The following is a 24,882-nucleotide window of genomic DNA, read 5'->3' on the forward strand; positions in this document are numbered from 1 at the left end:
GACGGGTGACAGATCCCGCGATCGAGCAAGGCGGTCATGACGCGATGTGTGCGGTCCGCTGGTGCCGCACGACCAGCGCGGCGCGCGGATGCGCCCGGGTGACCGTCGCTACCGGAGTTGTCCGTAGGTTTTCGTCCACCACGACACTCGGAACACCCTGTTGAACAGATGATTCCGGCCCGAACAAGACACTCCAGTCCACCGAGCCGTTGTCATCGGAATGTGCGACCACAATTGCGTCCCGCGCCGACATCTGGTCCAGCAGCGTTTCGAGCGCATAGTCGGGTTCAGCCAGCACGACGACGGGTTCGGCGCCCAGCGCGGCCAGCCGCGCCACTTCCTCACGCAGCCCGGTCTGCTCGGTCAGCAGGATCTGCAGCAGCATTCGGTCACTTGCCGTATCCCGATGCACCGCACCCACTTTGGTGCGCACCCACATGCCGCCCACCGAACCTTCGATGTGCTCGACGACGGGTGGCAGGGCGCGACGGTCGACGTGCAGCCGGGCCGACAGGCAGGTCCGGTAGGACGCACGGGCCTCGGCCATCGTGTTGGCTCCGCCTGCGCAGCCGCTGGGTACGCCGCGGAAGGTCAGCTGTGGCTGTCGGTCGGGGTCGTGGCGAAAGATCACGTGTTCGGCCATCAGCTCGCCTCCCGACGGGCCGCCCGCTGCCCCACGACAATGGTGACGCGTTGCCGCGCAGGCAGATACAGATCCACACACATCGGCGCCCGCCGCTTCAGCAGAAAAGCCAGCATGACGCGGATCATGAGGACACCGCCGCAGACCGACGCTGCAGAGCAACCGAGACGCTCAGCACCACCAGACCGACGACCGCCAGCCCCGCACCCGCGGCGGCCGGCGCTGTGTAGCCATATCCTGCGGCGATCACCAGTCCGCCGATCCACGCCCCCGACGCGTTGGCGATGTTCAAGGCCGAATGGTTCAGCGCGGCGGCCAGCGTCTGCGCCTCGGCGGCAACATCCATCAACCGGGTTTGCAGCGCGGGCGCGATCGCCGCTCCGCTGGCACCGATGCCGAACAACAGCACCATCGCGGTGAACGGGTTGTGCGCGCCGGCCACGAAAGCCGCGAGCACCAGCGCAAGAGCCGTCATCGACACATACAGGCCGCGGATCACCGACCGGTCGGCCATCCGGCCGCCGGCCAGATTGCCGACCACCATGCCGGCGCCGAACACCATCAGCCCCAAGGGCACCCACGAGCGGGAGACACCAGTGACATCGGTCAGGGTGGTCGCGATGTAGGTGTACACGGCGAACATGCCGCCGAAGCCCACCATGCCGATCGCCAGCGCCAACCAGACCTGCGGGCGTCGCAGCGCGCCGAGTTCGGCACGGGTACTGGTGCTGCTGGTCGCGGCCAGGTCGGGAAGCCACATCCAGATCGCAGCCAACGTCACCAGTCCGATGCCGACGACAAGCGCGAACGCGCTTCGCCAGCCGAGCAATTGGCCAAGCCAGGACGCCAGTGGCACTCCGATCACGGTCGCCACGGTCAGGCCTGTCATCACTTGCGCGACTGCCTTGGCCCGCCGTTCGGGCCCGAGCAATTGCGCAGCCACCAGTGCCGCGACACCGAAGAACGCGCCATGCGGAAGGCCTGCGATGAAGCGGGCGGCGATCAGGACTCCGTAGCTGGGCGCCAGCACGGTCAGCACGTTGCCGACGGCGAACAACGCCATCAGGGTCATCAACACGACCTTGCGATTGAATTTCGCGGTCAGCGCGGCGATGACGGGCGCACCGACCACGACGCCGAGCGCGTAGGCGGAGATGATGTGGCCGGCGGTCGGTTCAGAGATCCGCAGGCCGCCGGCGATCTCGGGCAGCAGGCCCATCGCGACGAATTCGTTGGTGCCGATTCCGAAGGCACCGAATGCCAGGGCAAGAATGCCCAGCCCGGTCCTGGTCGGGCAGAGCGCGGGAGACGCCGCCGGTGCGGCGGGTCGGAGCGTGAGGGTCACGGGTGCTATCGACTTTCTGTGCGGTGGCGGATGCTGCCGCGGTGCAGCGCTCGGTCCCTGTCCCCCGACCCTACCGCCACTTAAACCACACAACCAACCGACTTTTGTCTAAATCTGGTCAAAGTGATGGGTGTCTCCATTGCTTTGCCTGGCCGATTGATCTTGGTTCAATGGAAAGATGCCGGTAACCAGGCGTTCCGCTGCCCCCGCGACAACGGGGGACGTTTTCGCGCTGATACGCGCCGGCACCGCCACCACCCGAACCGAGGTCCGGGAGCTGACCGGCCTGTCCCGGACGGCGGTCGGCAGCCGCATCGCCGCCCTGGCCCGTCGCGGGCTGGTCTCCGAAGGCGATGAGGGGCCGTCGACCGGCGGTCGCCCACCAGCGCTGGTGCGGTTCAACGCCGAAGCCGGTGTGGTCCTGTCGGCGGCCATCGGCCGCAGCCGCACCCGGCTCGCGGTGTGCAACCTGGCCGGCGACATCCACGCCCTGGCCGACATGGACTCCGAGATCCGCATCGGCCCCGATGATCTGATGCCCGACCTGGTCAAGCGCCTCGAGGTACTGCTCGACGAGAGTGGCCGGGCCGCGGGTGACGTGCTCGGCGTCGGGGTGTCGCTACCCGGCACGGTCGACCAGCAGCGCGGCTGCAGCCTGGCGTCTCCGGTGATGAGCGGTTGGGACGGCGTGCCGTTGGAGCCGTACTTCCGGAAGCTGACGACGGCACCGATCGTGCTCGACAACGACACCAACGTTCAGGCGCTCTCGGAACGCCGCGGGCGCTTGAGAATTCACGACGATCTGCTGCTCATCAAGGCATCCACCGGCCTCGGCGCGGGGATCGTGTGCGGCGGCGTACTCCAGCGCGGCGCTGTGGGCGCGGCAGGCGAGTTCGGCCACAACAAGACCGTCGCGGCTGCGGGCATACCGTGCCGCTGCGGCGACACCGGCTGCCTGGAGGCGATCGCCGGCGGATGGGCATTGGTACGCACACTGCAGGAGCAGGGCCGGCAGGTCCACCACATCCGCGACGTCGTCGAACTGTCCAACCACGGCGACGGCGAAGCGCGCCGGCTGCTGCGCGAAAGTGGCCGCCACGTCGGTGAGGTGATCGCCGCCGCGGTGAACCTGCTTAACCCCGAGGTTCTCGTCGTTGGCGGCGACATGTCCGGCGCGTACGACGTGTTTGTCGCCGGGTTACGAGAAACGTTGTACGGCAACGCAACCGCGCTGGCTACCCGGCACCTTCAGGTCGTCCCGTCGACGTACGGTGACAAGGCAGGCAACATCGGCAGCGCGATGCTGGTCTTGGAGAAAATCTTGTCGCCCGGCGCCATCGACGCATCGCTGCACTGACAAGAGTCCCCGCAGCGCCGACCCCGAGCTACTCGGGCAGCCGAAGCTCGGGCTTCTCGACCTCTTCGATGTTGACGTCCTTGAACGTGATCACCCGGACCTGCTTGACGAACCGTGCCGGGCGGTACATGTCCCACACCCACGCATCGGACAGGCGCAGCTCGAAGTAGACCTCACCATCGGTGTTGCGCGGCACCAGCTCCACGCTGTTGGCCAGGTAGAAGCGGCGCTCGGTCTCCACGACGTAGCTGAACTGCCCCACGATGTCCTTGTATTCGCGGTACAGCGAGAGCTCCATCTCGGTCTCGTATTTTTCGAGATCTTCGGCACTCATCGGTTCAGCTGTCCTCTTTGTCTTGTCGTGGTGCTATCCATCTTGACTCACACCTGATCGTCGCGCTGCGGGGGTGGGCACTCCATCACCATCTCGGTACCACCGGCACGTGCCACCCGCCGGACATTGATGTAGGAAAACCGGTGCTGACGGCACGGGCCGAGGTCGGTCAGCGCCGCACTGTGCGCCGGGGTGCTGTACCCCTTGTGGTCGGCGAACCCGTAGCCCGGATGCTCGTCGTCCATCGCCACCATCAGCCGATCGCGGCTGACCTTCGCCAGCACACTGGCCGCGGCGATACAGGCCGCCGCGGCGTCCCCGCCGATCACCGGTAACGACGGCATCGGCAGCCCCGGCACCCGGAACCCGTCGGACAACACATAGCCCGGCCGCACCGAAAGCCCCGCCACCGCGCGCCGCATCCCCTCGATATTGGCCACGTGCACGCCGCGCCGGTCGACTTCAGGGGCCGGAATGAACACCACGTGGTAGGCCAGCGCGTAGCGCCTGATGAGCGGGAACAGTTCTTCGCGCGCCTTCTCGGTGAGCTTCTTGGAGTCGTCAAGAGCCGCGAGGCTCTCCATCCGGTTGGGCCCCAGCACGCAGGCCGCCACCACCAGCGGGCCCGCACACGCGCCACGGCCGACTTCGTCGACCCCGGCGACCGGACCCAAACCGCTTCTATACAAAGCGGATTCGAGCGTTCGCAGACCCGACGATTTGCGAATCACCGTCCGCGGCGGCCATGTCATCGCCGGCACAGATCAACCCTGCTGCGGGTCGAACGAGGACACACCACCCCACCGAGACGGCGGCCACGCGATGAACCGCGCCTTGCCGATGACATTGCTCACCGGGACCGTGCCGGCCATCGGATCACCGGTGCAGAGAATGCCCTTCTGGGCATCAGCGGGGGTGCTGGTGCAGTGTGCGCGGGAGTCCGCCGAATGAGTGCGGTTGTCACCCATCACCCACAACCGGCCGTCCGGCACCTTCACCGGACCGAACTCGTTGCCCAGGCACGGGTAGACGGCAGGATCAGCCATCATCGTCTGGGCGTTGAGATACGGCTCGGTGAGCGGCTTGCCGTCGACGGTCAGTCCGGTGTCTGCACGGCATTGCACCGTCTGGCCTCCGGTGGCGATGACACGCTTGACCAAGTCGTTCTCGTCGGGCGGCACGAAACCGACCACCGACAAGGCGTTCTCGATGTAGCGGACCGCGGTGTTGCTGGACCGGATGGATTTGTATCCGACGTTCCAGTTCGGCGGGCCCTTGAAGACGACGACGTCACCGGGCCGGGGGTCCTCGAACCGATACGTGACCTTGTCGACCATGATCCGGTCGCCGACGCAGCCGGGGCAGCCGTGCAGCGTCGGTTCCATCGATTCGGAGGGAATCAGGTACGGACGCGCGATGAACGTCAGCATCACGTAGTACAGGACTAGCGCGATGGCGACGAGGATCGCGCCTTCGCGCAGCGCCGACTTCTTCTTTTCCCCGGTCTCCGGGTTCTTTTCCCCGGTCTCCGGGGCCGCGTCGGCGGGACTGTCGTCCGCCCCGTCCGTCGCGGTGAGGTTGTCCGGCGTGGAGTCGTTCGAGCCCGTGTTGTCGGTCACGTCGTCAGCGTAGTCAGACCGGCTGACCGGTCAGCGACTCCCACACGTCGAAGCTCAGCGCTTTTCCTTGATCTTGGCCTTCTTGCCCCGCAGCTCGCGCAGGTAGTACAGCTTGGCGCGCCGCACGTCGCCGCGGGTCAGCACCTCGATGTGGTCGATGTTGGGCGAATGCACCGGGAAGGTGCGCTCGACACCGACGCCGTAGCTTTCCTTGCGCACGGTGAAGGTCTCGCGAATGCCACCGCCCGAACGACGGAGCACAACGCCCTTGAAGACCTGAACGCGCTGCTTGTTGCCCTCGATAACCTTCACGTGGACATTGATGGTGTCCCCGGGGCTGAAGGTCGGGATGTCGTCGCGCAGCGACGCCTGGTCGACGAAGTCCAGCGTGTTCATCGGTGACACTTCCTTGCGGTTCGCGGCGCAGCCACCTGCCTGCGCGGAAAGCGCTGGCGATCGCCGGGCCGATGGATTCGGGCACGTGATGTTTGGCGCAGCAGGCGGAAAACTCCCAGCCCGCGCGGCAACTGCTCAATTGTGCCAGACGCACCGCGAGCAGTGAAATCGCACGACCCGCCGAGGCGCCGATGATCTGTCGACGAACTGAACACGCGGTGTAGAAAAGGTACCGTTAACCTGGACCAAGGTCGGGCGGCAACGCGGCACCCCGGATCTCAGACTTGCACCGGTTTCCGAGGAGATGGACATGCGACGGCATCTGTCGATGCTGGTCACCGGCACCGCGGCGGCAGTGATCGGCGTTCTGGTAGCTGCCTCATCCGCTCAGGTGAACGCCGGCCCGAGCGACGCAGCCGCCCGCCCGGTGAACCTGCTGTCCGCTGATCCGAACGCCGTCGCGCAGGCGCCCGCCCTCAGTCCGCTGCCCGATGCGCCGCCGGACCCCTCGACCAACCTCGATATGCGCGCCAAAGAAGCGGCCTCGGAGGCCGCGCAGGACGGCGCGGACATCAGTTTCACCCTGCTCGACCGCACCACCGGACGGGTCCTCAAGGGCGGTGACGACGCTCCCTTCCCGGTCGCCTCGGTGAGCAAACTGTTCATCGCCGACGACCTACTGCTGCAGGTGGCCAAGGGTCAGCGCCAGCTCACCCCGGCAGAGCAGCAGTCCTTCGACGTCATGCTGCGGTCCTCCGACGACAGCGCGGCCGAAGTGTTCTGGGGCGAGAGCGGCGGCAGCGCGATCATCAGCAGGGTCACCGCGCGATACGGACTGACCTCGACGAGTGCGCCGTATGACGGCAACTGGTGGAACACCATGAGCACCACCGCCGACCTGGTCCGGTATTACGACATGCTGCTCGACGGTGCAGGCGGCCTGCCCGCCTCGCAGGCGGCGGTCATCCTCGGCGACCTCTCGGCATCCACCCCCACCGGCTCCGACGGCTACCCGCAGCGGTTCGGCATCCCCGACGGGCTGTTCGCGGAACCCGTTGCGGTCAAACAAGGTTGGATGTGCTGCTGGAACGGCGGCAACTGGCTGCACATGTCTACCGGGGTGATCGGACCGGATCGGCGTTTCGTGCTGGCCATGGCCTCCCTGCAGCCGGTCGACGACGCGACCGCGCGCAGCACCATGACCCAAGCCGTCAAGACGATGTTCCCCAGCGGGCGGATCTGACGGCACCCCGCTGTCAACGACGCGGCGGTCTCGGCGGCGGCTGACGGAATTCGGCCCGAGCACGGAATGGCCGGGTCGGTTCATTGCCGACCGTCGCTGCCACCGCGGTCGTGTTCGCCATCGGGCTGGCGAGCCGCGTCGTCGGCGCGGTCGGGCTGGCGGCGCGTCGCGGTCCGAGCACCAGCGGGCGGGTTGCCTGGGCGCTCTCGTCGTCGTTCTGTTCGAGCACACTGCGTGCGATCCGCTCGATCGCACCCTGCACCTGCATGCGGTCGGGCCGGCCCTCGAATGCGGGCGACCGGGTGAGGGTGTCGGTGATCCAGCTCGCGAGCATGTTGCGGGCGTGATTCACTTCCGCGGCGCCGGCCGGGGTGAGCCAGAGCTGATCCCCGCTGCGCTGGGCGTAGCCGTTCGCGACCAGCCGGTCGAACGTCGGCTCGAGGATCTCGACCGGCACCCGGTGGTGGGCGGCCACGGCGCTGAGGTCCGCTGTGCCGGCCACCTGCGCATGCCGGTAAATCCGCAACGCGGCCCACATCAACGGGACGTCGAGGCGGGTGCCGCCCGCCCGGGCCAGAGCAGGCAGGTGCTGGCCGCGACTTTCCCGCAGCAGCCGGCTGACCGCGACCTCCAGCACTTTCTCGGCCGGTTCGGTGGTCGGCATGCCGAAGCCTTCGCCGAGGTCGGTGCTGCCGGTGGCGGCCGCGTCGCGCAGTGGCACCTGCTTGAGGAACAGCGCCAGCACGAAGCCGACGATCGCGACCGGCGCCGCGAAAAGGAACACCTTGCTCAGGGAGTCGGCGTAGGCGTCGACGATCGGCGCGGCCGCCGTAGGCGACAGCTTGTGCAACGCCTGCGGTGACTGCGCGACCTCGGGCGAGGCACCGCTGGCCGCCAGGGCCGCAGGCAGCCGATCGGCCAGGAAGTTACTGAACAGCGAGCCGAAGATCGCGGCGCCGAACGAACTGCCGATGGTGCGGAAGAACGTGACGCCCGAGGTGGCCACGCCCAGGTCGGTGAAGTCGACGGTGTTCTGCACGGTCAGGATGAGGACCTGCATGCTCAACCCGATGCCGGCGCCAAGGATCAGCAGGTCCAGCGACTGCACAAGCGTCGAGGTGTGCGCGTCCATCAGCGACAGCAGGACGAACCCGACCGCCATGATCGCGGTGCCCGCGACCGGGAAGATCTTGTAGCGCCCGGTGCGGCCGACGATCACACCACTGGTCAGTGAGGTGGCCAGCAGGCCGGCGACCATCGGCAGGGTGTGCAGGCCGGACACAGTGGCCGATACGCCGTCGACGAACTGCATATAGGTCGGCAGGAACGTCAGCGCCCCGAGCATCGCGAATCCGACGACGAACGACAGCACGCAGCACACCGTGAACACCGGGTCGGCGAACAGCCGGATCGGCAGAATCGGCTCCGCGGCCCGCTTTTCGACGAACACGAAGGCCACCAGAATCGCCACCGAGCCGACGAACAGGCCGATGATCGTCGGCGAACCCCACGGGTAGGTGGTGCCACCCCAGCTGGTGGCCAAGGTCAGACCGGCCGCGCCGAGACCCACCAGCACGATGCCCGGATAGTCGATGACCGGCCGGGAGGTACGGCCCAGCGCCGGAATCGCCACCGCCGCCACCGCGAGCACCACCACCGCGACCGGCACGTTGACCCAGAACGCCCACCGCCACCCCAGGTGGTCGGTGAACAGCCCACCCAACAACGGTCCGACGACGGTGGTGACACCGAACACCGCGCCCAGCGCGCCCTGGTAGCGGCCGCGTTCACGCAGCGGGATCACTTCGCCGATGACCGCGACCGCGGTGACGGTGATCGCGCCGCCGCCGATGCCCTGCAATGCGCGCGAGGCGACCAGCATCGTCATCGATCCGGCCAAGCCGCACAGCACCGAGCCGGCGAGGAAGAACAGCACGGCGGCCTGGAAAACCGGTTTGCGGCCGAAGGTGTCGCCGAGCTTGCCGACGACTGCGGTCACGATCGTCGAGGCCAGCAGGTAACTGGTGACGACCCACGATTGGTGACCGGCTCCGCCGAGATCAGCGACGACGGTGGGCAGTGCGGTTGCGACGATGGTCTGGTCGAGGGCGGCCAGCAGCATGCCGAGCACCACGGCGAGGAAGACGAAGTTGCGCTGCCGGCCCGTCACCTGCGCAGCCGCCGGTGCTGGCGGAGCGCCGGTGGATGGACGATTCACGCTGTTCTCAATACCCTGCCGCGAGCTTCGGTAACCTGCGCCGCGCCGTGCTCTCAGTCACCGATCCCGGGTCGCTTCGCTTTCGCCCGTCGAACCACCGAGCAGGTCCGGGCGACGCTCCCGCGTCCGCTGCAGCGCCTGTTCGTGGCGCCAGGCCGCGACCTTGCCGTGGTCCCCGGAGAGCAGTACCTCCGGGACCGGCAGCTCACGCCAGGTCGGCGGACGGGTGTAGCTCGGGCCTTCGAGCAGACCGTCTTTTTCCGGCGAGTGCGAATCGTCCTGGTGCGAGCGCGGATTGCCCATCACGTTGGGTAGCAGCCGGACCACCGCCTCGATCATCACCAGCGCCGCGACCTCACCACCGGCCAGCACGTAGTCCCCGATCGAGACCTCCTCGACCCGCATTCGCCGCCGCGCGTCCTCGGCGACCCGCTGGTCGATGCCTTCGTAACGGCCACAGGCGAACACCAGATGCCGCTCCGCCGTCCAGGCTTGGGCGTCGTTCTGGGTGAACAGCCGTCCCGCCGGCGTCGGGATCACGAGAACTGTTTCCTCGGTGCAGATCTCGTCGAGTGCCTCACCCCAGACCGGGGCCTTCATCACCATGCCGGGGCCGCCGCCGTACGGGGCGTCGTCCACCGAGTGGTGCACGTCGCGGGTCCAGCGACGCAGATCGTGCACGGCGAAGTCCACGATGCCGGACTCGATCGCCTTGCCGGGCAACGACTGTCGTACCGGGTCGAGGTACTCGGGGAAGATCGAGATGACGTCAATCCGCACGGGCGCGCACCCTATTCCAGGCCGTCCAGATCCAAAAGGCCGTCGGGAGGGTCGATTTCGACGATCCCGTCGGCCAGCGACACCGACACGACGATCGCCCCGACGAACGGCACCAGCACTTCGGTTCCGTCCGCTCCGCGCACCGCCAGCAGTTCCGCGCCCGCGGTGTGCAGCACTTCACTGATCGAGCCGACGACGCGGCCGTCGACGGTCCGCACCGTCAGCCCTTCGAGCTGATGGTCGTAGAACTCGTCGGGATCATCGATGGGAGGAAGTTCAGCGGAGTCGACGACGAACAGGTGGCCGCGCAATGCGTCGGCCGCATTGCGGTCGGACACCCCGCGCAGCCGCACCAGCAGACGCCCGCCGTGCGGCCGAACCGACTCGACGACGACGTCTTGACCGCCCTCACCGCGAGATGGCCGCAGCCGCAACCGGTTTCCGACAGCGAACCGCCCTTCGGGGTCGTCGGTGCGGACGTCGACCACCAGTTCCCCGGTGATCCCGTGAGCCTTGGCCACCCGCCCGGCGACGAGTTCCATCGTCAGCTACTGGTCGGTGTCCACCACGTCGACGCGGATACCCCGGCCGCCGATACCGGCGACCAGGGTGCGCAACGCAGTCGCGGTGCGACCGCCACGGCCGATCACCTTGCCGAGGTCCTCGGGGTGGACGTGGACCTCAACCGTGCGTCCCCGCCGGTTGGTGACCATGTCGACGCGGACATCGTCAGGATTGTCGACGATCCCGCGGACCAGATGCTCCACGGCGTCGACGACGACCGAACTCATTCTGCGGCGGCCTCAGTGGACTCGGCAGCCTCGGCGACCGGCTCAGCGGCGGGCTCGGCCTCAGCGGCGTCGGCCTTCTTGGCCGGGGCCTTCTTCTTCTTGGCCTGGGTGGCCTCGCCACCGGGGGCGCCGTCGGCCTCGGCCAGCGCGGCGTTGAACAGGTCCAGCTTGCTGGGCTTGGGCTCCTTGACCTTCAGCGTGCCCTCGGCACCGGGCAGACCCTTGAACTTCTGCCAGTCACCGGTGATCTTCAGCAGGTTGAGAACCGGCTCGGTGGGCTGGGCGCCAACAGACAGCCAGTACTGCGCGCGCTCGGAATCGATCTCGATCAGGCTCGGCTCTTCCTTCGGGTGGTAGCGGCCGATGACCTCGATCGAGCGGCCGTCGCGGCGGGTGCGCGCGTCGGCGACAGCGATGCGGTACTGGGGGTTGCGGATCTTGCCAAGCCGGGTGAGCTTGATCTTGACAGCCATGAACTAACTCCTGTGGGTATCACGCTGCAATTCAGCGATGCCGGCGGATTGCCGGATCCGGTTTTGCCTCGCGTGCGTGACCAGCCGGCGGCCCATCCATAACGGAAGCCGCGGTCGGACAGCCACCGATTGTGCCAGACGGCCCTGGTCAGGTGTTAATCGCGCGACCTGGCGCCGGCCGGATCAGACGATCTTCTGGATGCACTTCTGCTCGACGCGCCGCGTCATCCGCCAGCCGTCGGGGGTACGCACGAACGCGTCGTCGTACCAGAGCCCGCAGAACATGATCTGGCCGTCGTCGCCGAGCGCCATCGGGTTGAACAGGATCGTCCGCGATGTCGCGGTGTCGCCGTCGAGCCGGATGTCGAAGTTTCCGAGCATGTGGAAATAGGCCGGAAAATTGGGCAGCACCTCGGCCAGCCAAGCCTTGACGTCGGGAAAGGTGCCCGCGATCCCGCCGAGTTCGGTGTAGTCGATGTGGGCGTCCGGGGTGAAAACACGATCGAGGTCGTCGAAGCGGCGGCTGTCGATCGCCGTCGAGTAGTCGACCAGCAGCTGCTGGATCTCCATCCGATCCGACATCTCTTCAAGGCTCAGCATGCGCGTGATTCAACACCTGATCGGCGGGCGCGGCGGGCGTGGTCCACACCTGCGGGACACTTTCTACTAAGGTTTGCCTAACCAAATCAGATCGGAGCAGGTGTGGTGGAGCGACCCGGTTTCTCGGTGATCATCGGCTACGCCAGCGACATGGGCACCGCCGAGTACATCGCCATGCAACTCGCCGACGCGATCAAAGAAGCCGGGATCGACGCCACCGAGACCGAGCTCAACGAGGTGGCTGTTGACGAGGTCCGGGCCGCGACCCACATGATCGTGGTGGCCTCGACGTTCGGTGAGGGTGAGGTCCCCGACAACGGCACCGTGTTCTGGGAGGAGCTGGCGGCATCCGACGCCCGGCTCGACGGGCTGGGATACGCGGTCCTGGCGCTGGGCGACAGCTCTTACGAAATGTTCTGCAACGCCGGCCGGATCATCGATGCCCGCCTCGCCGAACTGGGTGCCCACGCGCTGGCCGCGCGCGCCGAATACGACTGCTACCGGGAGGGCGACGCCCGCGAGTGGATCGCCGACATCGCCAAGATCCTCATCGAGGCGGCCGCCGCCGCACCCGCCGCAGCAGAACCCACCGCCCCGAAGGCGGCACCGCACCGCCGTCACGAAGCCAGCCCGTGGACCGACGCGAATCCCTTCACCTCGACCGCCCTGGTGAACCGGCCGCTGACGGCACCGGAGTCCGACAAGGAGGTCCGCCACATCGAGTTGGACCTCGCGGATTCCGGAATCACCTATCAGGCCGGCGATTCGGTGGCCGTGCATCCGGTCAACAATCCCGCGCTCGTCGAGGCCGTGCTGGCCAAGCTCGGAGTCGACGGCTCCTACGTCGCCGCGGGCAGCGATCGGCCGCTGGGCGAACTGCTCGCGGGCCACCTCGACATCTGCTCTCCGTCGCGGGCGTTGCAGGCGCTGGTCGCGGCCCGCACCGACGACACCGAGGCCGCGGCGGCGCTGCGCTCCCCCGACCCCGCGGTGGTGTCGTCCTGGTTGTACGGCCGCGACGTGCTCGACCTGCTGCTTCTCACCGAACTGTCGGTCGACGAGGTACTGGAAGCGTTGCGGCCCTTGCAGTTTCGCGACTACTCGATCGCCTCGAGTCCCCTGGTCCATCCGGATCGGCTGCATCTGACGGTGGCGACCGTGCGTTACCACTGCCGCGGCCGCGCCCGCGGAGGCGTCGCCTCCACATTTCTGGCCGACAGAGTCTCCGGTCGGCAGTCCGTGCGAATTCACCTGCGGCCCAACCACAATTTCCGGCTACCCGCCCCGGATGTACCGATCATCATGGTCGGACCGGGAACCGGCATCGCACCGTTCCGCGCGTTCCTGCACGAACGCCAGGCGACCGCTGCGCCGGGCAGATCGTGGCTGTTCTTCGGCGACCGGCGGCGGCACACCGATTTCCTCTATGGCGACGAGCTCACGCGATTCCACGAATCCGGTGCACTGACCCGACTGGATCTGGCCTTCTCGCGCGAGAGTGCCGGGCCGAAAACCTACGTCCAGCACCGCATGAAGGACAACGCGCGGGAGCTGTTCGGGTGGCTCGAAAGCGGAGCGCACCTGTATGTGTGCGGGGACGCCGAGCGGATGGCCAAGGACGTCGACGCCGCCCTGCACGAGATCGTCGCCGAGGCCGGTGACATGGACGCCGCCGCCGCGCACTCCTACGTGAACGAACTGATCAAAGCCCACCGGTACGTACGCGACGTCTACTGACCGAGCGGGTTAGGCTCAGGGCCCATGCGCAGACTTCTCGCGAGCCTGACCACGGCGCTCACCGTTTTGACGGCGACGGCAGGGATTGCCAACGCGGACACCATCGATCAGCCGCCGGGCTCGGTGCCGATCCCCGATGGACCCGCGCCCGCGTGGATCATCGCCGACATGAACACCGGCCAGGTGCTGGCCGGCCGTGACATGTACGCCGCGCACCCGCCGGCCAGCACGATCAAGACACTGCTGGCTCTCACCGCGCTGGACGAGCTGCCCGATCTGAATGCGACGGTGGTGGCCAACAACTCCGACACCCTCGTCGAATGCAACTGCGCCGGTGTGCGGCCCGGTCGCAGCTACACCGCCCGTCAGCTGCTCGACGGGCTGTTGCTGGTGTCGGGCAACGACGCCGCCAACACCCTGGCCGACATGCTCGGCGGCTACCAGGCGGCGGTCGACAAGATGAACGCCAAGGCCGTGGCGATCGGGGCGACCAACACCCACGCGACCACGCCGTCCGGCCTGGACGGAGCGGGCGGCCCGGGCTGGACCACTCCGCATGACCTTGCCGCGATCTTCCGCGCCGCGATGGCCAATCCGGTGTTCGCACAGATCACCGCCCAGCCGGTCGCGATGTTCCCCGGCGAGATCGGGGACAAGCCGCTGGTGAATCAGGACGAACTGCTGGCCCGCTATCCCGGTGCGATCGGCGGCAAAACCGGCTTCACCGACGCAGCCCGAAAGACGTTCGTCGGCGCCGCAGACCGCGGCGGCCGCCGGCTGGTGATCGCCATGATGTACGGGCTGATCCACGAAGGTGGCCCGACCTACTGGGATCAGGCGGCGGCACTGCTGGATTGGGGCTTCGCCCAGAACCCGTCCGAGAGCGTCGCCGCGCTGTAGTTCGTCCGGCTAGCGGTGTCCGCCACCCGCATTGAACCCGGGCTGAGCGGCCTCACCTTCGGTGATCTGGTACGGCGCCGGGGCCAGGTCGTTCGGGGTCGCCACAATCGCGGAGTTGTCCCCCGACGGCGGGGCACCGGCGGGTGCTTGGTTATCCGGCGCGACCTGGAAATTCTCATCGGAATCCGGCACGACGACAGGCGCCGCGGTGCTGCCCGGGTCACCCGGCACCCAGGCCAGAAGGTCGCGGGTGCCGTCGTTGAAGACAACGCTGTTCGGGATGTCGCCCACGACGTCGAAGTAGAGCTTTCCGGCATTCGACGCACCCCAGATAGAGGGGTAGAAATCGCCGGACTCAGCCCGCGCACCGAACCGCTCGATGAACGGCGGGTAACTGCCCCCGAACCCGTCGATCGTCAGCTTGGCCGAATACAACGTGCCGTTGTGCGGCACCGGATCCGAACTGGGCCTGAGCTTGCCCACGGCGTAGCCGATGTAGGGCAGGCCGTTGGGTCCGTTCAAGGTTTCCTGCTCGCCGAACACCCGCACGCTGTCCGTCGCCCACGCCGGTGCGGCGCAGACGCCGGCAAGGCCCAACGTGACAACAGTGGCGGCCACCCCGGCCATTTTCGCGATCTTCACAGTCTCTCCCCAGCTGATCGGTGCCAACATCCCTGGCAATGGTGTGCCGAATACTTTACTGTGACCTACCTAACAGCACTCCCTTTAGCCGGCATCTGGGCGATCATCACGACCCTGGTCGCCGCACGCTAAACCTGTCGCACCCCATCGCAATACATTCGAGACTCACCCGCGTCGTTGCCGAGGCGCAGTCTGGTTAGCGTCGGCACTCATGCCGGCCCGCCCATTCGTCGCGATATTGGGCATCGCCATGTCCCTGGTGCTGGTGGCGCCCGCCGCGGCCGCACCCGCCCCGCAGCCGGCCGGCGCGGTGACCGCTCCCCCCGAGGGTCCGGCACGAGCCTGGTTGGTCGCCGACCTCGACACCGGCCAGATCCTGGGCAGCCGCGAACCCTACAGCGCGCACGCGCCGGCGAGCACCATCAAGCCGCTGCTGGCGATGGTCGTGCTCGACCAATTGGCGCCCAATGCCGCGATCCGGGCGACGGCAGCCAACACGCAAGTCGAATGCTCGTGCGTCGGACTGGTGCCCGGCCAGATCTACACCGCACGCCAACTGCTCGACGGCCTGCTGCTGGTGTCGGGCAACGACGCCGCCAATCTGCTCGCCGACATGCTCGGCGGTCAGCAGGCGGCAGTGCAGAAGATGAACGCCAAGGCCTATCAACTGGGCGCCCGCAGCACGAGGGCCGGATCGCCGTCGGGGTTGGACGGGCCGGGCTGGGAGTCGGTGACCTCACCGCACGACCTGGCGCTGATCTATCGGGAAGCGTTGCGGTACCCCTTGTTTGTGCAGATCGTCCACCAAACCTCGGCACTATTCCCCGGCCGGTCGGGCTACCGGGAGATCAAGAACCAGGATCGCCTGCTGCGCAGCTACGCCGGCTTCATCGGCGGCAAGAGCGGCTACACCGATCTGGCCCGCGAAACCTATGTCGGAATGGCGCAGCGGGGCGGGCACCGGCTCATCGTCGTGGAGATGTACGGCGACGACGACCTGTGGAACCAAGCCGCGCAACTGCTCGACTGGGGCTTCAGCCACTACCCCGCGTGAACCACCGCAAACGCGGCGCTATCCGCTTGACAACGGAAAGATCAACAATTCAGCAATATTCCCGAATTGACGACCACTCGAGCTAATTAGCTCTACTCTCAGGTCGGCACATGTCGGCCATTCTTATCAGCGTTGAATGTCGGGACGGGGATCGTTGATGGACTACAGCACGGGTCAGACGCGCAGGCGCAGAGCCGCACACAAATTCGCTGCCTGGCTGGCGGCGGGAACCCTCACCGCGGGCCTCGGCGCTGCGATGGTGGCCGGCACCGCGGTGGCATACGCAGACACCGGGTCGTCCGGGTCGACGTCACATTCGGCGTCGGACACCTCCACCAGCGCGGCGAACAAGCATCAGTCGACGGGCTCCTCACGCCGGGCGATCGGTAAGCCGTCACCGAAGGTGACGGCCGGCGGTGGCGCCGTGACATCGCCGTCAGCGCAGGGTCTGGCGACGCCAACGGATTCCAAGCCATCCCTGTCGCTGGTGACGACCACCGATGCGACACCCAAAGCGTCTGCCACACCGAAGATTCCGACTGTCCAGTCGGTACTGAGCGACATCGCCCGCCAGATCGACTACACGTTCTTCAACAAGGCGCCGACCGCGTCGCCCACTCAGGGCGCCCAAGCGGGCCCGAAGAAACAGGTCGACGGCGCCGTCAACGGCAGCAGCAACAACGGATTCGATCCGACCTACACCGTCACCGAACAACCCAAGTACGGCACGGTCACCCTCGATCCCAAGACCGGGCAGTACACCTACGTCGCGCGCGACGAACTGATCACGCCCGGCATCACCGACGAGTTCACGGTCAGCGTGAGCAACGGTGCCGCCGCCAGGCTGCCGGGCCTGCTCGGCCAGCTGCAGCTGGCGCTGCACTCGATGGCGGTCGCACTGGGGGTGGCCAAGCCCGACACCATCGAAAAAGGCATCGTCGTCAAGATTTCCGGTACCGGGAAGTACGGGACCCCCGCCGATCAGGCGCAGTACTGGCAGACCCAGGACGTCGACAATTCGTGTGTGCTGCTCGCCGATGCCGCCATCATCGCTCAGCTCGGCGGCCCGCAGTTCACCGAGCAGGAGATGATCGCGATCGGCAAGGCCACGCCCAGCACCGTTGACCCGACGAAGCCGATGTACGTGGGCACCCGGGCCGAGACCGGATTCATCGGCCTCTACAACTACGACGGCGTTGCGCTGCTGAAGAAGTACGGAATCGACGCCACCTACAAGTCCTACGTCGACGACCCCGAGCCGGGCGAAGCCCCGAACAAGGCCACCCAGGTCGACGGCCAGCGCGCGCTCGGCGATGTCGAAGCCGCGTTGGCCGCAGGCAAGGCGGTGGCCGTCGTCGTCGACGCCGGCCTGATCGTCAACGCGTCCGGTCAGGACGTCGAGACGCCCGCACCCGAGGCCAACCACTGGGTGGTCGTGACCGGAGTGGATGTCAGCACCGGCAAGATCTACCTGAATGACGGCAACCTGGCCGCCGGCAGCGCACCGGTGTCCATCGCCGGCTTCATGTGGTCTTGGCAGTCAAGCGATTTCGGGGTGATCGTCGCGTCCAAGGCCCCGGCCCCGGCCGCGGCCATCGCCGCCTGATCTAGTACACCCGGCCGCGCAGGATCACCCGGTCGGGGTTCGACAAGATGTCGGCGCTGCCGCGCGGATCCTCGGTGTAGCACACCAGGTCCGCCGGCGCGCCGTCGTCGAGCACCGGCCTGCCCAACCACCTGCGCGCATCCCAGCACGCCGCGCCGAGCGCGTCGGTCGGGTTCATCCCGATGCGGGTGAGGGCGTCGACCTCGTCGGCGATCCGGCCGTGGACGATCGTGCTGCCGGCATCGCTACCCGCATAGATCGGCACGCCGGCTTCCCTGGCCGCGGCCACCCTCGGGTAGCAGGTGGCGTAGAGGTCGCGCATGTGGGCGGCGTAGGTCGGGTATTTGCTTGCGGCGTCGGCGAATCCGGGGAAGTTTTCGATGTTGATCAACGTGGGCACCAGCGCGGTGCCGTGCTCGACCATCATCGCGATGGTGTCGTCGGTCAACCCGGTGCCGTGCTCGATGCAGTCGATGCCCGAACCGATCAGTCCGGGCAACGCGTCCTCGCTGAACACATGCGCCGTGACCCGCGCACCCTCGTCGTGGACGGCGGCGATCGCCGCGCGCAGCACGTCGTCGGACCACAGCGGCGCCAGGTCCCCCACCGAGCGGTCGATCCAGTCACCGACCAGCTTGACCCACCCGTCGCCGGCACGGGCCTGAGCCGCCAACGCCTCGGGCAGCTGCCACTCGTCCTCGAGTTCGATGGCGAAGCCGCGCGAATACCGCTTGGGGCGGGCCAGATGTCGCCCGGCCCGGATGATCCGTGGCAGGTCGTGGTGATCGTCGAGGCTGCGGGTGTCGGTCGGAGATCCGCAGTCGCGCAACAACAGCGCGCCGACCTCACGTTCACGCTCGGCTTGGGCGATCGCCTCGTCCAGCGGAATCTCGCCGTGCTCCCCCAGCCCGACATGGCAGTGCGCGTCCACCAAGCCGGGCAGGATCCAGCCACCGTCAAAAATTGTCTCCGCATCGGCGACCTGCTCGGTGCGCAAGACACCGTCGACGATCCACCACTCCACCAGCTCGCCGTCGGGCAGACCGCGGCCCCGAACGTGGAGAGCCGGCACGCTAGTTCTTGCCCGGGAACTTCAGCTTGGACAGATCGAAATCGGCCAGACCAGGCGGCAATTCGTTCAGTCCCTCGGGCATTCCGGACAGGTCCGGGAAGCCACCGGGCATGGCACCGGCCAGCAACGGATTCTGCTTCGGCGGCGTCGGCCCCCGACCGCCCTTCTTCTTGCCCGCCTGCTTGTTCTTGCCCTTGGCCGATTTCTTCGATGAGCGACGCCCGAACGGCATGCCCATCGCACCGGCCATCTGCGACATCATCTTTCGCGCCTCGAAGAAGCGATCGACGAGCTGGTTGACCTCGGACACCGTGACACCGGAGCCATTGGCGATGCGCAGTCGGCGCGAGGCGTTGATGATCTTCGGGTCGGCCCGTTCCTGTGGCGTCATGCCGCGGATGATCGCCTGCAGCCGGTCGAGTTGTTTGTCGTCGACGGTGGCCAGCGCGTCCTTCATCTGGCCCGCGCCGGGCAGCATGCCCAGCAGGTTGCCGATCGGCCCCATCTTTCGGATCATCAGCATCTGCTCGAGGAAGTCCTCGAGCGTCAGCTCGCCGGAGCCGATCTTGGCGGCGGCTTCCTCGGCCTTCTGCTGATCGAAGACCTGCTCGGCCTGCTCGATCAGGCTCAGCACGTCGCCCATGCCGAGGATCCGGCTGGCCATCCGGTCGGGGTGGAAGACGTCGAAGTCCTCGAGCTTCTCACCGGTCGACGCGAACAGGATCGGCACGCCGGTCACCTCGCGGACCGACAGGGCCGCACCACCGCGGGCGTCGCCGTCGAGCTTGGTCAGCACGACGCCGGTGAACCCGACACCGGACCCGAACGCCTCGGCGGTGGCCACCGCGTCCTGACCGATCATCGCGTCGAGGACGAACAGCGTCTCGTCGGGGTGCACGGCGTCGCGGATGGCGGCGGCCTGCTCCATCAACACCTCGTCGATGCCCAACCGGCCCGCAGTGTCGACGACGACGACGTCGAAGTGCTTGCTCTGCGCCTCGGCCAGACCGGCAGCGGCGACGGCGACCGGATCACCGGGGCCGGCGCCCTCGGTGTCCGCGGCATCGGGTGCGGTGCCCGGATGGGGGGCGAAGACGTTGACGCCGGCGCGCTCGCCGACGATTTTGAGCTGGTTGACCGCGCCGGGGCGCTGCAGATCGCAGGCCACCAGCAGCGGGGTGTGGCCCTGGCCCTTGAGCCACTTGGCCAGCTTGCCGGCCAGCGTGGTCTTACCGGCGCCCTGCAGGCCGGCCAGCATGATGACGGTCGGCGGGTTCTTGGCGAAGGCCAGCTGACGGGTCTCCCCGCCGAGGATGCCGATGAGCTCCTCGTTGACGATCTTGACGACCTGCTGGGCGGGGTTGAGCGCACCGGAGACCTCGGCGCCGCGCGCCCGCTCCTTGATGCGGTTGACGAAGGCACGCACGACCGGCAGCGAAACGTCGGCCTCGAGCAGCGCCAGCCTGATCTCGCGAGTGGTGGCGTCGATGTCGGCGTCAGTCAGCCGACCCTTGCCGCGCAGGCCCGAGAGCGCACCGGTCAACCGGTCGGACAGGGATTCAAACACGCAGTAAGCCTAGCGGGCGACGTCGGGCGCCGAGATCGACGCCATGGTCGCGCCCCCTTCGCCAACCACGACCATGGTGTCGGTTTCGCGCACGACTACCCGGCCGCCTCGGCCGGCTTGGCGGGCGGCGGTGTCGGAAGCACCGCGTAGAGGTCGTTCTCCAGCTTCGCGCGGGCCTCGGCGACCGATAGCGACGTCGGGACCGAGATTCCGAACGCGTCGACCACCGACGATCCCAGCGTGGTGATCTTGGCCCAGGCGATGTCCGCGCCGGTCCGCTCGAGCACGCCGGTGAGCGTCGCGAGCAGCCCGGTGCGGTCGGTGGTGCGGATCTCGACGATCAGCTGACCCTCCCCGCTGCCGTCGTGCCACAGGATGCGCGGCGGTGCCGGCACCGCGTTGATCGGCACGGCCGGCTTGTGCTCGCCCACCCGGCCGGTGCCGTACTGCGCGGCGTCGGCGTCACGCTTCTCCAGCGCCGACATCACGTCGAGCTCGCCGCTGAGCGCGAGGATGAATTGCTGCCGGAGAAGTTCTGCCGCAGGCGGGGCACCGAAGCGCGGCGACACCACGAAGGTGTTGATCGCCGCACCGCCGGTGCTGTTCACCGACGCCGAATGCACGCGCAGCGAGTTGAGCGCCAGCACCGCGGCCGCCTTCGACAGCAAGCCGCGCCGGTCCGGGGCGATCATCGCGACGTTGAAGGTGTGCACACTGTCCCCCGGCGTCATCTCGACGTGCACGCCGCCGTCAGCCGCCAGTGAAAGATGGTGCGGATCGATCGGATCCGCGTGCGGCTGGGGCTCGCCGGCCAGCATCAACCGGCAACGCCGGACCAGGTCGCCGATCAGCGAAGCTTTCCAGTCCCCCCACACCCCGGGCCCGGTCGCCAGCGAATCCGCCTCGGCCAGCGCATCGAGCAGCTCGAGCAGCACCGGGTCGCCACCGAGCGCGTCGATGACACCGGAGATGGTCTTGGGATCCTGCAGGTCCCGCCGCGTCGCGACGTCCGGCAGCAGCAGGTGGTAGCGCACGATCGCCGACAGCACGTCGATGTCGGACGGCCACAGGCCCAACCGGGTGCCGACCTGCACGGCCAGCTCGGCACCGATCACACTGTGGTCCCCGCCGCGGCCCTTGCCGATGTCGTGCAGCAGTGCGCCCAGCACCAGCAGGTCGGGGCGGGATACCCGCGTGGTGAATGTGCTTGCCCGCGAGACCGTCTCGACGAGATGGCGATCGACGGTCCAGATGTGAACGACGTCGCGGGGCGGCAGGTCGCGCACCGCTCCCCACTCCGGGAACAACCGTCCCCACAAACCGGTGCGGTCGAGGGCCTCGATGGTGGCCACCGTGGTCGGGCCTGCGGCCAGCAGCACCAGCAGGTCCTTGAGCGCATCGCGCGGCCACGGCGTGCGCAGCTCGGGAGCCGACGCGGCCAGCCTGTTCAACGTCGACGCCGACATCGGCAGTCCGGTGGTGGCCGAGGCCGCCGCCACCCGCAGGATCAGACCGGGATCGCGTTCCGGGCGGGCGTCACGCGCCAGTATCACCTCGCCGGCGAATTCCACCACCCCTTCGTCCAGCGGACGGCGGGCCGGCCGCCGCAGCACCGAAAGACCGCGCTTGGGAAGGGCATTGGCCGCGGTGCGCAGCCCGGCGTCGACGTAGTAGCTGATGGTGCGGGCGGCGTCGGAGAGCATCCGGGCAAGATCGAAACGGTCGCCGATGCGCAAGGCGGCGCCGATCTCGTCGGCGAACTGGGCCAGCAGCTGGTCGCGGCCACGCTTGGACGACCGGTGAAGTTCGGTGCGCACATTGAGCAGCGCCAGGTGCGCGCCGCCGAGTGAGCCGGTCGGCGACACCAGCGAGTGGCTCGGGTACACGTCCGCCAACTGGGCGATCGCCAGCGCATTCAGCAGCTGAACGTCGCGCAGCCCACCCCGACCGCATTTGAGGTCCGGTTCGGCGCGATGTGCGATCTGCCCGCTGCGCTGCCAGCGGGCCTGGGTGAGCTCGACGAGTTCCTCGAAGCGGGAACCGATTCCGGTGCGCCATTGCCGTCGCGCCCCGCCGATCAACAGCTGGGACAGTTCGGCATCACCGGCGATGTGTCGCGCCTCCAGCATGGCCAGCCCGGCCGAGATGTCCTCGTTGGCCACCGCGAGGGCCTCGGGCACCGTGCGGACACTGTGGTCCAGACGAATGTTGGCGTCCCACAGCGGGTACCACAGCAGTTCGGCCACCTGGGTGACGATCTCGGCGGGCATGTTGTCGTGCAAAAGCATCAGGTCGAGGTCGGAGTACGGCACGAACTCGCGGCGGCCCAACCCGCCGGTGGCGACGATGGCGAACCCGCTGGTGGCCGTGATGCCGATCTCGGTGGCCTTGGTGGTCAGCCAGAATTCGTGCAGGTCCAGTAGCGCGTCGCGCAGTGCCGCCGAATCCAGGTGGCGCTGGCCGCCTTCCAGCAGTTGCTTGCTGGCGGCGGCCAGATCTTTCGCGGGTTTCGACGAACCCGCCGCCGGTGCCTCCCATCGGGAGGCGCCGGCGGCGGAATCTCTTGATTGCTTTGTCATCTCAGTCCTCCAACGGCCGACGCTCGACTAACGCTCATTCGGTGCGGCCGCGAAGAACCTCACAACGTCTGCGTCAGAGAGCGTCGGACCCACGCTCACCGGTGCGGACCCGAACCACGGTCTCCACCGGACTGACCCACACCTTGCCGTCGCCGATTTTGCCGGTTCGTGCGGCCTGCACGATGACGTCCACGACCTTGTCGACCGCGGAGTCATCGACAATGACCTCCACGCGCACCTTGGGCACGAAGTCCACGGAGTACTCCGCGCCCCGGTACACCTCGGTGTGACCCTTCTGACGTCCGTACCCCTGGACCTCGCTGACGGTCATCCCGAGGATGCCCGTCTGCTCCAGACCGGTCTTGACGTCTTCCAGCGTGAACGGCTTGACGATCGCAGTAATCAGCTTCATTTCCCTCATTCCTCCGCGCCGTGACGACCGAGAACCGAGCCGGTGCCGGCGGTCGCGAAGTCGTACGCGGTTTCCGCGTGCTCGGCTTCGTCGATACCGGATGCCTCTTCCTCGCGATCAAGCCGCAGTCCGATGGTGTACTTGACGATCAAGGCCAAGATAGCTGTCCCGATGGCGGAGTACCCCAGAACCGCGAACGCACCGATGGCCTGCTTGATCAACTGATCGAAGCCACCGCCGTAGAACAGGCCGGAAACCGCCGCCGGCGCCTCCGCGGTGGCCACCAGGCCCACCATCAGGGTGCCGAACAGACCACCGACCAGGTGCACGCCGACCACGTCCAGCGAGTCGTCGAAGCCCAGCTTGTACTTCAATCCCACCGCAAGGGCACAGATGATACCTGCGCCCGCGCCGATCGCCAGTGCGCCAACCACATTCACCGAGGAGCAGGACGGGGTGATCGCGACCAGGCCGGCCACGATGCCCGATGCCGCACCGAGGGTGGTGGCGTGTCCGTCACGAATCCGCTCGGTGAGCAGCCAGCCCAGCATGGCCGCGCCTGTGGCGACGGTGGTCGTGATGAATGTGACACCGGCAATTCCGTTGGAGCCCACCGCGGAACCCGCGTTGAAGCCGTACCAACCGAACCACAGCAGACCGGCGCCGAGCATCACGAACGGCAGGTTGTGCGGCCGCATCGGAGTGCCGGGCCAGCCCAGGCGCTTGCCCAGGATGATCGCCAGGACCAAGCCCGCGGTACCGGAGTTGATGTGCACCGCGGTTCCACCGGCGAAGTCGATTGCCTTGAGCTTGTTGGCAATCCAGCCGCCCGTCTCACCGGTGACGCCGTCGAAGGCGAACACCCAGTGGGCGACCGGGAAGTACACGAAGGTGGCCCACAGACCCGCGAACACCAGCCAGCCGCCGAACTTGAGGCGATCGGCGACCGCACCGGAGATCAGGGCGACCGTGATGATCGCGAACATGAGCTGGAAGGCCACGAAGACGACCTGTGGAATGGTTCCGGCCAGCGGGATCGAGACGGCCGCATCCTCCGGCTTCAGTTGCAGGTAGGTGCCGCCGATCAGCCCCTTGAGGCCGAAATACTGGCTGGGGTCACCGAACAGGTTGAACTTGTCGTTGCCGAATGCCAATGAGTAGCCGTACAGCACCCACAGCACCGTGACCACACCCATGGCACTGACGCTCATCATGATCATGTTGAGCACGCCCTTGGCACGCACCATGCCGCCGTAGAAAAAGGCCAGGCCTGGCGTCATCAGCAGGACGAGCGCGGAGCTCGCTAGCATCCATGCTGTGTCGCCGGTGTCCGGCACGCCCATCACCGGGAATCCATCCACTCGCAGTTTCTCCTTCACCCATGCCACGGTTAGGCACCGTTGACCTAGGCCAAGACAATGCGCAGTGGTTGTTTCAGCGGAGACGCCTAGGTGTTTCGCGCATGTGAACGGATCGGCAGTCTGCGTTTCGCGGGTGTTACATCCCGCAATTCG

25 protein-coding genes are annotated in these 24,882 nt (G+C 67.4%); 6 read left to right on the forward strand and 19 right to left on the reverse strand.

The features are described from left to right. Nucleotides 1-34 precede the first annotated feature (34 nt). Genes CRM90_RS10125 through CRM90_RS10130 form a run of 3 tightly spaced genes read right to left on the reverse strand, consistent with a single transcriptional unit; the run spans nt 35 to nt 1,988 of the window. Nucleotides 35-643, reverse strand: a complete 609-nt coding sequence (locus CRM90_RS10125; RefSeq protein ID WP_102806868.1) for a hypothetical protein — start codon at nt 641-643, stop codon at nt 35-37. Then, a complete protein-coding gene (locus CRM90_RS31315; protein WP_286145625.1) occupies nt 643-771 on the reverse strand; it encodes a hypothetical protein in 129 nt (42 codons plus the stop codon). The genes CRM90_RS10125 and CRM90_RS31315 overlap by 1 nt, the downstream gene beginning before the upstream one ends. After that, nucleotides 768-1,988 carry an MFS transporter gene (locus CRM90_RS10130; protein ID WP_102806869.1) on the reverse strand — a complete coding sequence of 407 codons (1,221 nt, stop codon included), beginning with the start codon at nt 1,986-1,988 and terminating at the stop codon, nt 768-770. Before CRM90_RS10130 ends, CRM90_RS31315 begins: the two co-directional genes overlap by 4 nt. A 178-nt stretch (nt 1,989-2,166) precedes the next feature. On the opposite strand from CRM90_RS10130, the gene CRM90_RS10135 reads away from it, so the two are divergent. After that, on the forward strand, nt 2,167-3,345 hold the full coding sequence (locus CRM90_RS10135; RefSeq protein ID WP_102806870.1) for an ROK family protein: 1,179 nt from the start codon (nt 2,167-2,169) through the stop codon (nt 3,343-3,345). A 28-nt stretch (nt 3,346-3,373) separates the two neighbouring features. On the opposite strand, the gene CRM90_RS10140 is transcribed toward CRM90_RS10135, so the two are convergent. Genes CRM90_RS10140 through rplS form a run of 4 tightly spaced genes read right to left on the reverse strand, consistent with a single transcriptional unit; the run spans nt 3,374 to nt 5,694 of the window. Continuing rightward, nucleotides 3,374-3,679: a DUF2469 domain-containing protein gene (locus CRM90_RS10140; RefSeq protein WP_005148868.1), complete on the reverse strand. Its 306-nt coding sequence runs from the start codon at nt 3,677-3,679 to the stop codon at nt 3,374-3,376. A gap of 47 nt (nt 3,680-3,726) precedes the next feature. Further along, nucleotides 3,727-4,431 carry a ribonuclease HII gene (locus CRM90_RS10145; RefSeq protein WP_199189851.1) on the reverse strand — a complete coding sequence of 235 codons (705 nt, stop codon included), beginning with the start codon at nt 4,429-4,431 and terminating at the stop codon, nt 3,727-3,729. A 12-nt stretch (nt 4,432-4,443) separates the two neighbouring features. After that, nucleotides 4,444-5,298 carry a signal peptidase I gene (gene lepB / locus CRM90_RS10150; RefSeq protein ID WP_102806872.1) on the reverse strand — a complete coding sequence of 285 codons (855 nt, stop codon included), beginning with the start codon at nt 5,296-5,298 and terminating at the stop codon, nt 4,444-4,446. A gap of 54 nt (nt 5,299-5,352) precedes the next feature. Beyond that, nucleotides 5,353-5,694, reverse strand: a complete 342-nt coding sequence (gene rplS, locus CRM90_RS10155) for a 50S ribosomal protein L19 (protein WP_036339053.1) — start codon at nt 5,692-5,694, stop codon at nt 5,353-5,355. A gap of 310 nt (nt 5,695-6,004) precedes the next feature. Here rplS and CRM90_RS10160 point away from each other — a divergent pair, with 310 nt between their 5' ends. Further along, nucleotides 6,005-6,937 carry a serine hydrolase gene (locus CRM90_RS10160; RefSeq protein ID WP_102806975.1) on the forward strand — a complete coding sequence of 311 codons (933 nt, stop codon included), beginning with the start codon at nt 6,005-6,007 and terminating at the stop codon, nt 6,935-6,937. A 13-nt stretch (nt 6,938-6,950) separates the two neighbouring features. On the opposite strand, the gene CRM90_RS10165 is transcribed toward CRM90_RS10160, so the two are convergent. The 6 genes from CRM90_RS10165 to CRM90_RS10190 all read right to left on the reverse strand — a co-directional run bounded on the left by CRM90_RS10165 (nt 6,951) and on the right by CRM90_RS10190 (nt 11,799). Then, nucleotides 6,951-9,059 carry an MDR family MFS transporter gene (locus CRM90_RS10165; protein WP_102806976.1) on the reverse strand — a complete coding sequence of 703 codons (2,109 nt, stop codon included), beginning with the start codon at nt 9,057-9,059 and terminating at the stop codon, nt 6,951-6,953. Between the two features lie 153 nt (nt 9,060-9,212). After that, nucleotides 9,213-9,935 carry a tRNA (guanosine(37)-N1)-methyltransferase TrmD gene (trmD, locus tag CRM90_RS10170; protein ID WP_102806873.1) on the reverse strand — a complete coding sequence of 241 codons (723 nt, stop codon included), beginning with the start codon at nt 9,933-9,935 and terminating at the stop codon, nt 9,213-9,215. 11 nt (nt 9,936-9,946) lie between these two features. After that, a complete protein-coding gene (gene rimM, locus CRM90_RS10175) occupies nt 9,947-10,477 on the reverse strand; it encodes a ribosome maturation factor RimM (RefSeq protein ID WP_102806874.1) in 531 nt (176 codons plus the stop codon). A gap of 6 nt (nt 10,478-10,483) precedes the next feature. Then, nucleotides 10,484-10,726 carry an RNA-binding protein gene (locus CRM90_RS10180; RefSeq protein WP_005148848.1) on the reverse strand — a complete coding sequence of 81 codons (243 nt, stop codon included), beginning with the start codon at nt 10,724-10,726 and terminating at the stop codon, nt 10,484-10,486. After that, nucleotides 10,723-11,199, reverse strand: a complete 477-nt coding sequence (gene rpsP / locus CRM90_RS10185; protein ID WP_102806875.1) for a 30S ribosomal protein S16 — start codon at nt 11,197-11,199, stop codon at nt 10,723-10,725. The genes CRM90_RS10180 and rpsP overlap by 4 nt, the downstream gene beginning before the upstream one ends. 183 nt (nt 11,200-11,382) lie before the next feature. Beyond that, nucleotides 11,383-11,799 carry a nuclear transport factor 2 family protein gene (locus CRM90_RS10190; RefSeq protein WP_083116790.1) on the reverse strand — a complete coding sequence of 139 codons (417 nt, stop codon included), beginning with the start codon at nt 11,797-11,799 and terminating at the stop codon, nt 11,383-11,385. Between the two features lie 102 nt (nt 11,800-11,901). Here CRM90_RS10190 and CRM90_RS10195 point away from each other — a divergent pair, with 102 nt between their 5' ends. Together CRM90_RS10195 and CRM90_RS10200 are read left to right on the forward strand one after the other, a co-directional pair. Beyond that, complete coding sequence (locus CRM90_RS10195) at nt 11,902-13,536, forward strand: sulfite reductase subunit alpha (RefSeq protein ID WP_102806876.1); 1,635 nt, start codon at nt 11,902-11,904, stop codon at nt 13,534-13,536. Nucleotides 13,537-13,560: 24 nt separating this feature from the next. Then, nucleotides 13,561-14,436 (forward strand): D-alanyl-D-alanine carboxypeptidase family protein, encoded by an 876-nt coding sequence (locus CRM90_RS10200; RefSeq protein ID WP_102806877.1) that lies wholly within the window; start codon nt 13,561-13,563, stop codon nt 14,434-14,436. A 9-nt stretch (nt 14,437-14,445) separates the two neighbouring features. On the opposite strand, the gene CRM90_RS10205 is transcribed toward CRM90_RS10200, so the two are convergent. After that, a complete protein-coding gene (locus CRM90_RS10205; RefSeq protein ID WP_102806977.1) occupies nt 14,446-15,078 on the reverse strand; it encodes a DUF1942 domain-containing protein in 633 nt (210 codons plus the stop codon). Between the two features lie 211 nt (nt 15,079-15,289). On the opposite strand from CRM90_RS10205, the gene CRM90_RS10210 reads away from it, so the two are divergent. After that, complete coding sequence (locus CRM90_RS10210; RefSeq protein ID WP_102806878.1) at nt 15,290-16,132, forward strand: D-alanyl-D-alanine carboxypeptidase family protein; 843 nt, start codon at nt 15,290-15,292, stop codon at nt 16,130-16,132. A gap of 157 nt (nt 16,133-16,289) precedes the next feature. Further along, the gene (locus CRM90_RS10215; protein WP_102806879.1) at nt 16,290-17,738 is read left to right on the forward strand and encodes a hypothetical protein; all 1,449 of its coding nucleotides are present in this window, start codon (nt 16,290-16,292) and stop codon (nt 17,736-17,738) included. A 1-nt stretch (nt 17,739) separates the two neighbouring features. Here the strand turns inward: CRM90_RS10215 and CRM90_RS10220 are convergent, their stop codons facing one another. The 5 genes from CRM90_RS10220 to CRM90_RS10240 all read right to left on the reverse strand — a co-directional run bounded on the left by CRM90_RS10220 (nt 17,740) and on the right by CRM90_RS10240 (nt 24,729). Next, nucleotides 17,740-18,810 carry a metal-dependent hydrolase family protein gene (locus tag CRM90_RS10220; RefSeq protein ID WP_102806880.1) on the reverse strand — a complete coding sequence of 357 codons (1,071 nt, stop codon included), beginning with the start codon at nt 18,808-18,810 and terminating at the stop codon, nt 17,740-17,742. A 1-nt stretch (nt 18,811) separates the two neighbouring features. Continuing rightward, nucleotides 18,812-20,377 (reverse strand): signal recognition particle protein, encoded by a 1,566-nt coding sequence (ffh, locus tag CRM90_RS10225; RefSeq protein ID WP_102806881.1) that lies wholly within the window; start codon nt 20,375-20,377, stop codon nt 18,812-18,814. Nucleotides 20,378-20,472: 95 nt separating this feature from the next. Next, nucleotides 20,473-22,956 (reverse strand): [protein-PII] uridylyltransferase, encoded by a 2,484-nt coding sequence (locus CRM90_RS10230; RefSeq protein WP_102806882.1) that lies wholly within the window; start codon nt 22,954-22,956, stop codon nt 20,473-20,475. 73 nt (nt 22,957-23,029) lie between these two features. Next, nucleotides 23,030-23,368, reverse strand: a complete 339-nt coding sequence (locus CRM90_RS10235) for a P-II family nitrogen regulator (protein ID WP_036339085.1) — start codon at nt 23,366-23,368, stop codon at nt 23,030-23,032. A gap of 5 nt (nt 23,369-23,373) precedes the next feature. Beyond that, the gene (locus CRM90_RS10240) at nt 23,374-24,729 is read right to left on the reverse strand and encodes an ammonium transporter (RefSeq protein WP_199189852.1); all 1,356 of its coding nucleotides are present in this window, start codon (nt 24,727-24,729) and stop codon (nt 23,374-23,376) included. Nucleotides 24,730-24,882 lie beyond the last annotated feature (153 nt).

Source organism: Mycobacterium sp. ENV421 (genome assembly GCF_002887815.1).
Classification (GTDB): domain Bacteria; phylum Actinomycetota; class Actinomycetes; order Mycobacteriales; family Mycobacteriaceae; genus Mycobacterium.

Excerpts from the sequence above, each read along its gene's own strand:
- rimM (WP_102806874.1), bottom strand. The coding sequence starts at position 10,477 with ATGGAACTCGTCGCCGGGCGGGTGGCCAAGGCTCACGGGATCACCGGG.
- CRM90_RS10160 (WP_102806975.1), top strand. The coding sequence starts at position 6,005 with ATGCGACGGCATCTGTCGATGCTGGTCACCGGCACCGCGGCGGCAGTG.
- rpsP (WP_102806875.1), bottom strand. The coding sequence starts at position 11,199 with ATGGCTGTCAAGATCAAGCTCACCCGGCTTGGCAAGATCCGCAACCCC.
- CRM90_RS10145 (WP_199189851.1), bottom strand. The coding sequence starts at position 4,431 with ATGACATGGCCGCCGCGGACGGTGATTCGCAAATCGTCGGGTCTGCGA.
- rplS (WP_036339053.1), bottom strand. The coding sequence starts at position 5,694 with ATGAACACGCTGGACTTCGTCGACCAGGCGTCGCTGCGCGACGACATC.
- CRM90_RS10235 (WP_036339085.1), bottom strand. The coding sequence starts at position 23,368 with ATGAAGCTGATTACTGCGATCGTCAAGCCGTTCACGCTGGAAGACGTC.
- CRM90_RS10230 (WP_102806882.1), bottom strand. The coding sequence starts at position 22,956 with ATGACAAAGCAATCAAGAGATTCCGCCGCCGGCGCCTCCCGATGGGAG.
- CRM90_RS10190 (WP_083116790.1), bottom strand. The coding sequence starts at position 11,799 with ATGCTGAGCCTTGAAGAGATGTCGGATCGGATGGAGATCCAGCAGCTG.
- CRM90_RS10200 (WP_102806877.1), top strand. The coding sequence starts at position 13,561 with ATGCGCAGACTTCTCGCGAGCCTGACCACGGCGCTCACCGTTTTGACG.
- CRM90_RS10135 (WP_102806870.1), top strand. The coding sequence starts at position 2,167 with ATGCCGGTAACCAGGCGTTCCGCTGCCCCCGCGACAACGGGGGACGTT.
- CRM90_RS10210 (WP_102806878.1), top strand. The coding sequence starts at position 15,290 with ATGCCGGCCCGCCCATTCGTCGCGATATTGGGCATCGCCATGTCCCTG.
- CRM90_RS31315 (WP_286145625.1), bottom strand. The coding sequence starts at position 771 with ATGATCCGCGTCATGCTGGCTTTTCTGCTGAAGCGGCGGGCGCCGATG.
- CRM90_RS10180 (WP_005148848.1), bottom strand. The coding sequence starts at position 10,726 with ATGAGTTCGGTCGTCGTCGACGCCGTGGAGCATCTGGTCCGCGGGATC.
- CRM90_RS10215 (WP_102806879.1), top strand. The coding sequence starts at position 16,290 with ATGGACTACAGCACGGGTCAGACGCGCAGGCGCAGAGCCGCACACAAA.
- CRM90_RS10140 (WP_005148868.1), bottom strand. The coding sequence starts at position 3,679 with ATGAGTGCCGAAGATCTCGAAAAATACGAGACCGAGATGGAGCTCTCG.
- CRM90_RS10165 (WP_102806976.1), bottom strand. The coding sequence starts at position 9,059 with ATGCTGCTGGCCGCCCTCGACCAGACCATCGTCGCAACCGCACTGCCC.
- CRM90_RS10125 (WP_102806868.1), bottom strand. The coding sequence starts at position 643 with ATGGCCGAACACGTGATCTTTCGCCACGACCCCGACCGACAGCCACAG.